Source organism: Hydrogenophaga flava NBRC 102514, assembly GCF_001571145.1.
GTDB classification, from domain to species: Bacteria; Pseudomonadota; Gammaproteobacteria; order Burkholderiales; family Burkholderiaceae_C; genus Hydrogenophaga; species Hydrogenophaga flava.
In genome coordinates, this window is record NZ_BCTF01000026.1 from 19,315 (window position 1) to 32,846 (window position 13,532).

Below are 13,532 nucleotides of genomic sequence, written 5' to 3' on the forward strand. Positions count from 1 at the left end.
GAAGGAAATATGCACGCGAGATGCGCTTTATGGCTAAATACATGCATTGCATATGAATATTTAAGGACCCCCATGAGCATCGCCACCACCGAACGCCCCATCGAGCAGCAGGCCATCGGCCAGATCGCTGTGGACCTGCCCGGCGCCACCGCCATCTTCCGCCGCCTCAAGCTGGACTTCTGCTGCGGCGGTCAGATCAGCCTGGGCGAGGCCTGCGAGCGCAAGGGCCTGGACACCGCCCGCGTGGTGGCCGAACTGGCCGGGCTGCGCCGCGACGACACCGCACCCGAATCCCCGGACGCCGTCGCCCTGATCGACCACATCCTCACCCGCTACCACGCCGTGCACCGCGAGCAGCTGCCCGAGCTGGTGCGCATGGCGCGCCGCGTCGAGGCGGTGCACCACGACCATCCAGACGCACCGCATGGCCTGGCCGAGCACCTGGAGATCATGGAGGTCGAGCTGCTGGAACACATGGAGAAGGAAGAACAGGTGCTGTTCCCGGCCATCGAGGACGGTGGTGCCGGCCTGGAAGGCCCGATCACCGCGATGCGCGACGAGCACATCGGCCACGGTGAACACCTGGAACGGCTGGCCGCGCTGACCCACGACCACACCCCGCCCCCGGGAGCCTGCAACACCTGGCGCGCGCTCTACGCCGGCACAGCGCAGCTGACCAACGACCTGATCAGCCACATCCACCTGGAGAACAACGTGCTGTTCACGCGCTGCGGCGCATGAAGGCTCCGCCCCAGCGGCACACGTCCGCAGAGGCGGGCGCTTCAGAGCGACCGTCGCTCCATCCGCCCGGGGCGCGGTGAATAGCGCGTCAGCGCATCCAGGGCTTCCACGTCCACCTGCGCCCGCCGGCTGCCGTAGACCTCGGCCTTGAGCCAGGCCAGTTCGCCGGTCAGCGCCGCTTCGCTGCCCAGGCTGCAGAACCAGACCTTGGCGTCGCCGTCCCAGCGGTAGCCGCGGGCCTTGAGCTGGTCCTTGCTCTCGAAGGGCGAGCCGGTGGCCCTCAGCTTGTAGCTGGGCTGGGCGGCCGCGGCCATAAGGCGGGCCAGGCCCGTCGTGCCGCCATCGGCCTGCGGGCTGGCGAGCACCTGCAGCAGCGCGTGGCAGTCGACCAGCGCCCGGTGCGCGTCGTAGAACCAGCCCTGGTCCTGCGCCAGCGCGCTGAGCTTGGCAGACTCGGCACCCTGCGCTTTCCAGTCGATGTCGGCGAACGAGCAGGCCCAGGACTTGTGGGCAAAGCCCGGAAAGCGGGCCTCGACAAAGGGCCGGTCGAAGCCGGCGTTGTGCGCGACCACCAGATCGGCCCGGTCGATCAGGGACTGCACGCGCGCGTCGTCCAGACGCTGGCCGCGGACCATGTCGTCGTCGATACCGGTGACCTGTTTCGCCACCTCCGGAATGGGCATGCCCGGATCTTCAAAGCCCTCGAAGGTTTCGACCGGGCCGAAGGGCCGGCCCGTGGCAGCGTCCACCTGCACCAGCAGCAGGGCCAGTTCGATGATGCGGTCGCTGGCGTGGGACAGGCCGGTGGTTTCGGTGTCGAGGATGAGCACGCGCACAGCGGCCTGCGCAGCGGCGTCGGTACCCGCTGGAACCGGAGGCCCGTAGTCCGGCACCGGCACCAGGCGGCGCAGCACCTTGAAGTCGGGGTGCTGCTCCAGCTGCCGGGCCATGTCTTCGGGGGTGAGCAGCGGGGCCGCGTCGGCCACAGCGGGCGGGGCTTTTCGCCCCTGCGGCGGCTCGAATTCAAAACTGAGCTGGCTCATGTAGGAAGGCCACTCATCGGGCCGCGGGTCATGAAAACCCACGCAAGTCATTGAAGTGGTGCGGCTGGCGGGGATCGAACCCACGACCCTTGGCTTCGGAGGCCAATACTCTATCCACTGAGCTACAGCCGCACATGCTTGGAAAGCCCGCCATTGTCTCACATGCGCCCGGCGGGGCCGGACCACAGGGTCCGCGGCGCAGCGTCTGCACAGACCCCGTCAGCGGGTCCCGGTTGCTAGCATTTTTTGTATCTTTATTACGATGCAAACCATTGCACCAGCCGGGTTTTCCCGATCCCTGTTTTTGTTGTTTTTAAGCAGTTACGTAACAGTTACGGGGCATTTCTTCAGGGTTTCTACCGAATGCAACCGTTTGCACCAATGGTCGAATTCGGGGGCTTTCCCAACCGATGTCCAGCCTCACTTGATGAAACATCGGTACAGGAGAGAGTGGTTCACAACATTCACACTCCGGAGTACCTCATGCAACACAGCTTCAAACTCGTGGCCGCCGCCGCCCTTTGCGCCACCGCCGTCGCCGCCCATGCCGACATGACCACGGACGCCAACCTGGAACTGGACACCACCTACCAGAACAAGGTGGAAGGCGCCTCCAACGCCCGCGACAGCGACCTGAACATGGGTGGCCGCGTGGAATTCAACGTCGGCGCCAAGGCCACCAACGGCGACGCCTTCGTGGCCGCCCGCGCCAGCCTGCTGATCAAGAAGGACGGCGACACCGCCACCGACGACATGTGGGTGCAGTTCGGCAACGCCGCCGGCGACGTGAAGATGGGCCGCTTCGAAGCCATGGACCTGTTCCCCCTGGGCAAGGACACCCTGGTCGAGAACAGCGGCTACGGCGGCTACCGCGCCAACAAGCTGCGCGGCCGCTTCGGCAAGGACACGGTGCACATCGCCCCCGGCTTCAACGCCGGCCCGGCCCGCATCGAAGTCGGCCTGGTCTACAGCAAGGAAGCCGGTGAGGCCCGTGGCGTCCGCCCGGCCGTGAGCTTCACCACCGGCCCGGTCACGCTGCGCGTGGGCGTGGAGTCGGTCAAGGTGGTCGGCGGCACCGAAAGCACCAACGGCGCCGGCGTGTCACTGGGCTACGCCCTGTCTTCGGACAGCAGCATGAACCTGAACTTCGGCAAGATGGAGGACGACAAGTCCGTCGGCCTGAACGGCACCTTCGGCCCCGCCGGTTTCGGCCTGATCCTGGACAAGGGCGCCAACGGCGCGAAGAACAACACCTTCTACGCCGCCTATTCGTTCCCGCTGTTCGGCGTCAAGGGCGCGACCATCACGCCGGCCCTGAGCTTCGCCAAGGGCGGCACCGGCACCAAGGGCCAGACCGCTGCCCGCGTGCGCATCAATTACGCGTTTTGATCGGGGGTTCCCGATCTTTCCGGGGTGAGAGATCCTGAAAGGGTGATCGATCCCATTTCCTCTCGGCAATCAGAGTTGGCCCGGGCGTCGCAAGGCTCCCGGGCTTTTTTTCCTCCTCACCCGCCCGATCGTTATCGGGTGAAATAATCTGCCGATGCCTCGCCAGTCCGCCGCCCCCACACCCGACGATTCCGCGCCCGCCGCACAGACGCCCGCCAAAGGCCGCAAGCGCATGCAGATGGCCGACATCGCCCGGCTGGCCGGTGTGTCGGCGTCCACCGTCTCGCGTGCCCTCAGCGGCAGCCCGCTGATTCCGCAGGCCACGCGCGAGCGCATCACCGAGCTGGCCAATTCGCTGGGCTACCGCGTCAACGTCGGCGCGGCCAACCTGCGCAAACGCGGGGTGCAGACCATCGGCGTCGTCATCCTGGGCGACAGCATGCAGATGATCTCGGACCCGTTCCTGCTGAGCATCCTCGGCTCGGTGGCCGACACCCTGGACGAGCGGGGCATGAGCCTGCTGCTGACGCGCCTGAAGGCCGACCGGCAGCACGTGCTGTCGGACCTGGTCGAGAGCGGACAGGTCGGCGGCCTGATCGTCATCGGCCAGCTGACGCTGCACGACTACCTCAACGAACTGACGCGCAACGGCTTCCCGATGGTGGTCTGGGGCGCGCCGCTGCCCGATGCGCTGTACCCGGTGGTCGGCGGCGACAACGCCATGGGCGGCTACCTGGCCACGCGACACCTGATCGAAAAGGGCTGCCGCCGCATTGCGTTCTTCGGTGACATCACCCACCCCGAGGCGGGCCAGCGGTACCTGGGTTACACCCGTGCGCTGGACGAGGCCGGCATCGCCGTCGATCCGCGGCTGCTGCAGTCCTTCCTGTTCGGCGACTCGCGCATCCGAGAGGTGATCGACGGCTGGCTCAACCAGGCCACGCCTTTCGACGCCATCTTCGCGTCCAGCGACGTGACCGCCATCTCGCTCATGGGCGCCCTCAACGAACGGGGCATCGCCGTTCCCGCCGACGTCAAGCTGGTGGGCTACGACGACATCGCCCTGGCCGAACACGTGCACCCCACCCTGAGCACCATCCGCCAGCCCACCGGCCAGGCCGGGCGCGCGCTGGTGGACCTGCTGTTCGAGGCGCTGGCCGGACAGCCGCGCCGCGCCATCGTGCTGCCCGCTTCGCTCATCGTGCGCGAGAGCAGCGCCTGATCCCCCGACCGCCCCGCGCTTCGTAACCGGTTTGTTCCTGAAACATAGGGCAAACCCCATCCTGCAATCGATTGCATCAATGCTGTAATTTTTTTAATCGATCAGATGTCTGACCGGTGATGGCCTGTTTTTTGTCAGAGGCCGACACGAAAGGTTTCCCCCCCATGGCGCAGTCCGGTTTGCGTTTGCGAGGCATCAAAAAAAGTTACGGGCGCGTGGACGTCATCCACGGCGTCGACCTGGATATCCAGCCCGGTGAGTTCGCGGTGTTCGTCGGCCCTTCGGGCTGCGGCAAGACCACGCTGCTGCGCATGATCGCGGGGCTGGAAGAGATCTCCGATGGCGAGCTGTCCATCGGCGAGCAGGTCGTCAACGACCTGCCACCCAGCGAGCGTGGTGTCGCGATGGTGTTCCAGAGTTACGCGCTCTACCCGCACAAGACGGTCTACGACAACATGGCCTTCGGCCTGAAGATCGCCAAGCTGCCCAAGGACGAGATCGACCGCCGGGTGCGCGAGGCGGCCGGCATCCTGCAGCTCACCGACTACCTCCAGCGCCTGCCCAAGGCGCTCTCGGGCGGCCAGCGCCAGCGCGTGGCCATCGGCCGCGCCATCGTGCGCAACCCCAAGGTGTTCCTGTTCGACGAGCCGCTGTCCAACCTGGACGCCGCGCTGCGCACCAAGATGCGCGTGGAGCTGGCCACCCTGCACCGCCGCCTGGGCGCGACCATGGTCTACGTGACGCACGACCAGGTCGAGGCCATGACGCTGGCCGACAAGATCGTGGTGCTCAACAAGGGCCGCATCGAACAGGTGGGCGCGCCGCTGGAGCTCTACCACCGCCCGGCCACGCGCTTCGTGGCCGGCTTCATCGGTTCGCCGCAGATGAACTTCATCGAGGGCGCCTACGCCCAGGCGCTGGGCGCGCACTGCGTGGGCGTGCGGCCCGAGCACCTGCACCTGGCGGCCGACGGCCCCATCGAAGGCACGCTGCGCCACGCCGAGCAGCTGGGCAACGAGACCTTCGCCTACATCGACGCCGGTGTGCTGGGCGAGCTCACGGCGCGCGTCGACGGCTCGGTGGCGGTGCAGCCGGGCGAGACGCTGCGCCTGGGCCACCGCGGCGAACACCTGTACCGATTCGACGCCGCCGGCCTGCGGCTCTGACCCCCCGTTTTCCCCCCGCTTTGCGGATGGGCCGCGAAGCTTCATTCACTCAGGAGACAAGCACGATGTTCAAGACCACCACGATCGCCGGCGCCGCCGCGCTGGCGCTGGGCACACTGGGCGCCACCGCCCAGGCCGCCGACTACAAGGGCCCCGACCTCAAGGGCGAGACGATCACCGTCACCTGCCCCTGGACGGGCGCGGAAGAAGGTTTCTTCAAGAAGGTGGTCGCCAACTTCGAGAAGGCCACCGGCGCCACGGTGAAGCACTCGTGCTCGCAGAGCTCGGAGCAGCAGATCGTGATCGACATCAAGGCCGGCTCGCCGTCCAACATCTCGGTGTTCCCGCAGCCGGGCCTGGCCGCCAACATGGCCGCCATCGGTGGCCTGGTGCCGCTGGGTGACAAGGCGCGCGACTGGGTCAAGACCAACTACGCCGCCGGCAGCTCCTGGGCCGACCTGGGCACCTACAAGGGCAAGGACGGCAAGGACAACTTCTACGGCCTGTTCTTCAACGTCAACGTCAAGAGCCTGGTCTGGTACATCCCCGAGAACTTCAAGGAGAAGGGCTACAAGGTGCCCAAGTCCATGGAGGAGCTGCAGGACCTGACCAAGAAGATCGCCGCCGACGGTGGCAAGCCCTGGTGCATCGGTCTGGGTTCGGACGCCGCCACCGGCTGGCCCGCCACCGACTGGGTCGAGGACATGATGCTGCGTACCCAGAGCCCGCAGGTCTACGACGACTGGACCAGCAACAAGATGAAGTTCAACGACAAGCGTGTCGTCGAGGCGATCGAGGCCTACGGCTGGTTCGCCCGCAACGACGCCTACGTGGACGGCGGCGCCAAGGCCGTGGCCACGGTGAGCTTCAAGGACAGCCCCAAGGGCATGTTCGGTTCGCCACCCAAGTGCTACATGCACCGCCAGGCCTCGTTCATCCCGGCCTTCTTCCCCGAGGGCAAGGCGGCCGACGCCGACTTCTTCTACTTCCCGTCGTTTGCCGGCAAGAAGCTGGGCAACCCGGTGCTGGGCGGCGGCACGATCATGACGATCACCAAGGACAGCAAGGGTGCCCGCGCCTTCATGGAGTACCTGCAACACCCGCAGGCCCACGAGATCTGGATGGCCGAGGACGGCTTCCTGACCCCGCACAAGGGCGCGGACCTGGCCAAGTACAAGACCAAGGCCCAGCGCAAGCAGGGTGAGATCCTGCTGGGCGCGACCACCTTCCGTTTTGACGGTTCCGACCTGATGCCTGGCGCCGTCGGTGCCGGCAGCTTCTGGAAGGGCATGGTCGACTACTCGGGCGGCAAGTCCGCTCAAGCGGTCGCAGACGACATCCAGAAGAGCTGGGACGCGTTGAAGTAAAGGCACGCGGCGAATGAGCAAGGGCGCCAGTCCCTGGCGCTGGCGCCCTTGCCGTTCGACCCCAACCCAGCAGGACAAGGACCATGCACCGCTTGCCCGATACCGGGAACCACCGTCTGACATCGGCACACAGGACTCCAACGATGCGCCAGTTCTGCCTCGTGGCCCTGGCTGTGGCAGCCTGGATCGCGCGGCCTGCCCTGGCAGAGGATTACCGGGGCCCCTCGTTGAACGGAGAGGCCCTGACCATCAGCTGTCCCTGGACGGGCGCAGAGGGTGACCACTTCCGCCGCGTCACGGCCTTGTTCGAACGCCAGACCGGGGCGGTGGTGCGCCACACGTGCTCGCAGAGCTCCGAACTGGACATACTGGCCAACGCGAAAAACGGCAATCCCACCCACATCTCGGTCGTGCCGCAGCCGGGCCTGGCGGCCCAGCTCGCAGCCATGGGCGCACTGACCCCGCTGGGTGACAAGACCCGTGCCTGGATCGAACGCGCGTACGCCGCCGGTCCATCCTGGGCCCAGCTGGGCCAGTTCGCGAACGCACAGGGCAAGCAAGAGCTCTACGGCTTTCCGTTCAATGTGAACGTCAAGAGCCTGGTCTGGTACATCCCCAAGCGCTTCCAGGAGAAGGGCTACAAGGTGCCCCAGACCATGGAGCAGCTGGAAGCGCTGACCCAGCGCATGGTCAGCGAGGGTGTGACCCCCTGGTGCATGGGCCTCGAAAGCGAGGCCGCCAGCGGCTGGCCGGCCACCGACTGGGTGGAGGACATGATGCTGCGGCTGCACCCGCCCACTGTGTACGACGACTGGGTCAGCAACCGCATTCCCTTTGACGACCCCAAGGTGCTCGAAGCCATCAAGGCTTTCGGCAAGGTGGCGCTCGACCCCAAGATGGTGGCCGGCGGACCCAAGGCGGTCCAAAGCACCAGCTTCAAGGAAAGCCCCCGGGGCCTCTTCGGCAACCAGCCGACCTGCTTCATGCACCGCCAGGCCAGCTTTATCTCGGCGTTCTTCCCCGAGCGCCAGGCGGCCGAGGCCGACTTCTTCTACTTCCCGCCCTACCTGAAAAAGATGCTGGGCTTTCCCGTCCTGGGGGGCGGCACGCTGTTCACCATCACCGAGGACAGCAAGGCGGCACGGGCCTTCATCGAGTTCCTTCAGCACCCGCAGGCGCATGAAACCTGGATGGAAAGGGGTGGCTTCCTGACACCCCACCGCGCTGTGGACCGCAACAAATACCGGGACAGGCTGCAGCGCAAGGCGGGCGACATCCTGCTGGGCGCCACCACCATCCGCTTCGACGGGTCCGACCTCATGCCCGCGGCGGTGGGCGCAGGGACCTTCTGGAAGGGAATGCTGGCGTACACCGCTGGCAAGCCGCCCGAAGCCGTGGCGGCCGATATCGACAAGTCCTGGAAAGCCCTCCAGAAATGATTCACGCACCTCTCTCTGACGCCCTCACACCATGACCGACTCCATCTTCCAGACCTTGTTGGCCGTGGTGGTCAGCGTCGGTGTCTGCCTGCTGTACTTCGCGGGCAGCAACTGGCTGCTCGACAACGTGCTGGCGCGACCGTCCATGCCCCGCCAGCGCCGCGAACGGCTGCGCGCAGGCGTGCGGCCCTGGCTGTTCATCGCGCCGGCCCTGCTGCTGCTGGGCGTGTACCTGGTGTACCCGTTCTTCGAAACGCTGCGCCTGAGCTTCATGGACGCCACCGGCGAGGGCTTCGTCGGCCTGTCCAACTACGCCTGGGTGTTCACCGACGAGAACTTCCTCATCACCATCCGCAACAACTTCCTGTGGCTGCTGGTGGTGCCGGCCGCGGCCACCGCGCTGGGCCTGGTCGTCGCCGTGCTGGCCGACCGCGTGTGGTGGGGCAACGCTGCAAAGACCCTGGTCTTCATGCCGATGGCGATCAGCTTCGTTGGCGCCAGCGTGATCTGGAAGTTCGTCTACGACTTCCGCGGCCCCGAGAACGACCAGATCGGCATCCTCAACGCCATGGTTCAGGGCATGGGCCTGGAGCCCCAGGCCTGGGTCACGCTGCCGTTCTGGAACAACTTCTTCCTGATGGCGATCCTGATCTGGATCCAGACCGGTTTTGCCATGGTGATCCTCTCGGCCGCGCTGCGCGGCGTGCCCACCGACACCATCGAGGCGGCGCGCATCGACGGCGCCACCGAGCTGCAGATCTTTTTTGAAATCATGATCCCGCAGGTGATGTCCACCATCCTCGTGGTCTGGACCACCATCACCATCACCGTGCTCAAGGTGTTCGACATCGTCATGGCCATGACCGGTGGCCAGTGGGACACCTCGGTGCTGGCCAACCTGATGTACGACTGGATGTTCCGTGGCGGCGGCGACTACGGCCGCAGCTCCACCCTGGCCATGGTGCTCATGCTCGCGGTGATCCCGGTGATGGCCTTCAACATCCGCCGCTTCCGTGCCGAGGAGGCCCAGCGATGAAACTCAAGATTTCCCCCACCGCGCTGGCTGCCCACGCGCTGCTGCTGGTCATCGTGATGGCCTGGGTGCTGCCCACCTTCGGCCTGCTGGTCTCCAGCTTCCGCGACCGCGAACAGATCGTCAGCAGCGGCTGGTGGACCGCCCTGTCCACCCAGACCCGCCCCGACATGCGCCGCACCGCGGGCGAGCAGAGCGTGGTGAAGGACGGCGACAAATTTGTCATTGCCGGGCGCCTGTTCCCCGAGGGCAATGCCACGCGCCTGCAGCGCTTCTCGATGAAGTCGTCCGACCCCGGCGAGCACCCGGTGGGCCAGACCATCGAGCTGGGCGACGCGCAGATCTTCGATGAGGAAGACGGCCAGCCCGACGGCACGGTCACCGTGGCCGCCGACGGTCAGTACAAGCTGGTACTCACCCAGGCCTACGAGAGCGAGCGCGGCGTGCGCATCTTCTACGTGGCCGAGACGCCGCCGAGCTTCACCGCCACCAACTACCAGAAGGTGGTCGACTCCGAGGGTGTGGGCAACGCCTTCCTCAACACCTTCAAGGTCACCATCCCAGCGACCTTCATCCCGATCCTGATCGCGGCCTTCGCGGCCTATGCCTTCAGCTGGATGGAGTTCCCCGGCCGGCGCTGGCTGTTCGTGGTGGTGGTGGGCCTGCTGGTGGTGCCGCTGCAGATGTCGCTGATCCCGCTGCTGCGGCTCTACAACGACGTGGGCGAGACCATGGGCGTGGCGTCCAAGTCCTACCTGGGCGTGTGGCTGGCGCACTCGGCCTTCGGCCTGCCACTGGCCATCTACCTGCTGCGCAACTACATCGCCTCGCTGCCGCGCGACATCATCGAGAGCGCGCGCATGGACGGCGCCACGCACTTCCAGATCTTCACCAGCATCGTGCTGCCGCTGTCGGTGCCTGCGCTGGCGAGCTTCGCGATCTTCCAGTTCCTCTGGGTCTGGAACGACTTCCTCGTGGCCCTGGTGTTCCTGGGCAAGTCGCCCGACCAGGTGGTGCTGACCATCAAGCTCAACGACCTGCTGGGTTCGCGCGGCGAGAGCTGGGAAATCCTGACCGCCAGTGCCTTCGTCTCCATCGCGGTGCCCGTGGCCGTGTTCTTCTCGCTGCAACGCTTCTTCGTGCGCGGCCTGCTTTCAGGCTCCGTCAAATAACCCATGACCGATTCCCTCCAATTTCCCCCTTCGTTCGAATGGGGCTGTGCCACCGCTGCCTTTCAGATTGAGGGCGGCGCCCTCGAAGGCGGCAAGCTCCCCAGCATCTGGGACGACTTCTGCGCCCAGCCCGGCCGCATCAAGGACGCCAGCGACGGCCTGGTGGCCTGCGACCACTTCCACCGCTTCCGCGAGGACGTGGCGCTGATGGCCGACCTCGGGTTCCGGCACTACCGCTTCTCCATCGCCTGGACCCGCGTGGTGCGCGAGGACGGCAGCGCCAACCCCGAAGGGCTGGACTTCTACCGCCGCCTGCTCGACGCGCTGCACGACAAAGACATCACGCCCAACGCCACGCTGTTCCACTGGGACCTGCCGGCGCACCTGCAGCGCGCGCACGGCGGCTGGCTGCACCGCGACACCGCCCTGCGCTTCGCCGACTACGCACAGATCGTGGCGCGTGAGCTCGGCGACCGGCTGCCGCGCGTGGCCACGCTCAACGAACCCTGGTGCAGCGCCTTCCTGGGCCACGACATCGGCGTGTTCGCGCCCGGCGTGCAGGACCGGCCCTCGTCCCTGCTGGCCGCGCACCACCTCATGCTGGCGCACGGCCTCGGCCTGCAGGCCTGGCGCAGCGTGCGCAGCGACACACAGCTGGGCATCGTGCTCAACCCCGAGCTGTGCGACCCGGCCAGCGACGCACCGGCCGACATCGCCGCCGCGCGCCTGGCGGAGCTGGAGCGCAACGACGTGTTCCTCAACCCGCTGTTCGGCCGCGAGTGGCCGGCCGAGATGATCGAGCAGATCGGCGCATTCGCCGACCAGCGCCGCCCGGGCGATCTGGCCATCTGCGCCCAGCCGCTGGACTTCATCGGCCTGAACTACTACACCCGCTCCATCGCGCAGGCGCCGCACAGCGCCGCCGAGCAGCGCCGTGGCTACCGCTTCGTGCCGCCCGACCCGCAGCGTCCCGACCTCACCGACATCGGCTGGGAGATCTACCCGCAAGGCCTGGAGCGCGTGACGCGCAACCTGGTCGAACAGTGGCCGCTGCCCCCCATCTGGATCACCGAGAACGGCGCGGCCGACAACACGCCGGTGGCCGATGGCGGTTGCGACGACCGCCTGCGCCTGGGCTACCTGCAATCGCACCTGGGCCAGCTCTCGCAGATGGTGGCCAGCGGCCTGGACATCCGCGGCTACTACGTCTGGAGCCTGCTCGACAACTTCGAGTGGGCGCACGGCTACACCCAGCGTTTCGGCGTCGTGCACGTCGACTACGCCACCCAGCAGCGCACCCCAAAAACCAGCGCACGCTGGCTGAGCGGGCTCATGCGCACCGGCACCACCTGAAACAAGGTTCCAGGTAATCGGGCGACAAATCGCCCCGTGACCACCCCGCTTCTGAACCGCGCCCCAGCGACATGGGCGGGCGGTTTCGTGCCCGTTGCGGCGCCATACCTAGTGAAAACCCTGTTATGCAATCGATTGCACCAGTGATCCAATCCCATCACTGACTGCTCAGAATGCACAAAAGAAGCAGCAGCCGATGAACAGAGATCCCCCACCCCCATCCATCCACGAGGTCGACACATGAAACTTAATTCCATCCCCCTGGCCACCAAGGTCGCCGCCCTGGCACTGAGCGCCCCGCTCTGGATCACCAGCGCCAGCGCCGCCACCATCACCATCTCTTGCGGCTCGGTCGGCCAGGACTACGAGAACTGCAAGACGATGACGGCCCAGTGGGCCAAGAAGACCGGCCACGAGGTCAAGATCTTCACCATCCCCAACAGCACCACCGACATCCTGGCCCTGTTCCGCCAGCTGTTCGCCGCCAAGTCGCCCGACCTGGACGTGGTCAACGTCGACGTGGTGTGGCCCGGCGTGATCAAGGACCACCTGCTGGACCTCAAGCCCTACAGCAAGGGCGTGGAGAAGGAGCACTTCCCGGCCATCGTGGCCAACAACACCGTGGACGGCAAGCTGCTGGCCATGCCCTGGTTCACCGACGCCGGCCTGCTGTTCTACCGCAAGGACCTGGTCGAGAAGTACAAGCAGAAGCCCCCCACCACCTGGGAAGAAATGGCCGCCACCGCCAAGGTGATCCAGGACGGCGAGCGCGCCGCCGGCAACAAGGACTTCCAGGGCTTCGTGTTTCAGGCCAAGGCCTACGAAGGCCTGACCTGCGACGCGGTCGAGTGGATCCACTCCTACAAGGGCGGCAACATCGTCAACGACAAGGGCGAGATCACCGTCAACAACCCCAACGCGGTCAAGGCCCTGAAGACCGCCGCTTCGTGGATCGGCACCATCGCCCCGCAAGGCGTGCTGAACTACGCGGAAGAAGAAGCGCGCGGCGTGTTCCAGAACGGCAACGCCGCCTTTATGCGCAACTGGCCCTACGCCTGGTCGCTGGGCAACGCCAAGGACTCCAAGATCTCCGGCAAGATCGGCGTCTCGGCCCTGCCCAAGGGCGGCGCCGACGGCCAGAACGCCGCCACCCTGGGTGGCTGGCAGCTGGCGGTGTCCAAGTACTCCAAGAACCCGGCCATTGCCGCCGACCTGGTGATGTTCATGACCAGCGCCGAGTCGCAGAAGTACCGCGCCATCAACGGCTCGTACAACCCGACCATCGCCGCGCTGTACAAGGACAAGGACGTGCTGGCCGCCAACCCCTTCTTCGGCGACCTCTACAACGTCTTCACCAGCGCCGTGCCGCGCCCGGCCACGGTCACCGGCGCCAAGTACCCCGAGGTCAGCTCGGCCTTCTGGAACGCCACGCACGACGTGCTCTCGGGCAAGGCCACGGCCGAGGACAGCCTGAAGAAGCTCGAAGGCAAGCTCAAGCAGGTCCAGCGCGGCAAGTGGTGATCACTGCTTGACGCCCTGACCACAGGGCGACCGCCTTGCGGGGCACGGACGGCCACGCCGCCACGGCCCCGCCCTTTCCATCACGA

Annotated in this window: 11 protein-coding genes and 1 tRNA gene; 10 read left to right on the plus strand and 2 right to left on the minus strand. The window is 66.4% G+C overall.

Features of this window, described 5'->3' with window-relative positions; all coding sequences use genetic code 11:
* Window positions 1-72: 72 nt before the first annotated feature.
* Window positions 73-741, plus strand: coding sequence for an iron-sulfur cluster repair protein YtfE (ytfE, locus tag HFL01S_RS19975; protein ID WP_066261837.1), 669 nt, complete (start codon window positions 73-75; stop codon window positions 739-741).
* 41 nt (window positions 742-782) lie between these two features.
* On the opposite strand, the gene HFL01S_RS19980 is transcribed toward ytfE, so the two are convergent.
* Together HFL01S_RS19980 and HFL01S_RS19985 are read right to left on the minus strand one after the other, a co-directional pair.
* Complete coding sequence (locus tag HFL01S_RS19980; RefSeq protein WP_169802359.1) at window positions 783-1,784, minus strand: 3'-5' exonuclease; 1,002 nt, start codon at window positions 1,782-1,784, stop codon at window positions 783-785.
* A gap of 56 nt (window positions 1,785-1,840) precedes the next feature.
* Window positions 1,841-1,916: transfer RNA gene (locus HFL01S_RS19985), tRNA-Arg, on the minus strand.
* A 351-nt stretch (window positions 1,917-2,267) separates the two neighbouring features.
* On the opposite strand from HFL01S_RS19985, the gene HFL01S_RS19990 reads away from it, so the two are divergent.
* The 9 genes from HFL01S_RS19990 to HFL01S_RS20030 all read left to right on the plus strand — a co-directional run bounded on the left by HFL01S_RS19990 (window position 2,268) and on the right by HFL01S_RS20030 (window position 13,446).
* On the plus strand, window positions 2,268-3,173 hold the full coding sequence (locus HFL01S_RS19990) for a carbohydrate porin (protein ID WP_066261839.1): 906 nt from the start codon (window positions 2,268-2,270) through the stop codon (window positions 3,171-3,173).
* A gap of 154 nt (window positions 3,174-3,327) precedes the next feature.
* Window positions 3,328-4,395, plus strand: a complete 1,068-nt coding sequence (locus HFL01S_RS19995; RefSeq protein ID WP_066261843.1) for a LacI family DNA-binding transcriptional regulator — start codon at window positions 3,328-3,330, stop codon at window positions 4,393-4,395.
* Window positions 4,396-4,559: 164 nt separating this feature from the next.
* Window positions 4,560-5,561, plus strand: coding sequence for an ABC transporter ATP-binding protein (locus HFL01S_RS20000; protein ID WP_066261964.1), 1,002 nt, complete (start codon window positions 4,560-4,562; stop codon window positions 5,559-5,561).
* Window positions 5,562-5,626: 65 nt separating this feature from the next.
* Window positions 5,627-6,928: an ABC transporter substrate-binding protein gene (locus HFL01S_RS20005; protein ID WP_066261845.1), complete on the plus strand. Its 1,302-nt coding sequence runs from the start codon at window positions 5,627-5,629 to the stop codon at window positions 6,926-6,928.
* Window positions 6,929-7,071: 143 nt separating this feature from the next.
* Complete coding sequence (locus tag HFL01S_RS20010; protein ID WP_066261847.1) at window positions 7,072-8,367, plus strand: ABC transporter substrate-binding protein; 1,296 nt, start codon at window positions 7,072-7,074, stop codon at window positions 8,365-8,367.
* Between the two features lie 31 nt (window positions 8,368-8,398).
* Window positions 8,399-9,403 (plus strand): carbohydrate ABC transporter permease, encoded by a 1,005-nt coding sequence (locus HFL01S_RS20015; RefSeq protein ID WP_066261854.1) that lies wholly within the window; start codon window positions 8,399-8,401, stop codon window positions 9,401-9,403.
* Entirely contained in the window at window positions 9,400-10,572 is a 1,173-nt protein-coding gene (locus HFL01S_RS20020; RefSeq protein ID WP_066261856.1) for a carbohydrate ABC transporter permease, read from the plus strand. Before HFL01S_RS20015 ends, HFL01S_RS20020 begins: the two co-directional genes overlap by 4 nt.
* A gap of 3 nt (window positions 10,573-10,575) precedes the next feature.
* Window positions 10,576-11,925, plus strand: coding sequence for a GH1 family beta-glucosidase (locus tag HFL01S_RS20025; RefSeq protein WP_066261857.1), 1,350 nt, complete (start codon window positions 10,576-10,578; stop codon window positions 11,923-11,925).
* Window positions 11,926-12,165: 240 nt separating this feature from the next.
* A complete protein-coding gene (locus HFL01S_RS20030; RefSeq protein WP_066261858.1) occupies window positions 12,166-13,446 on the plus strand; it encodes an ABC transporter substrate-binding protein in 1,281 nt (426 codons plus the stop codon).
* Window positions 13,447-13,532 lie beyond the last annotated feature (86 nt).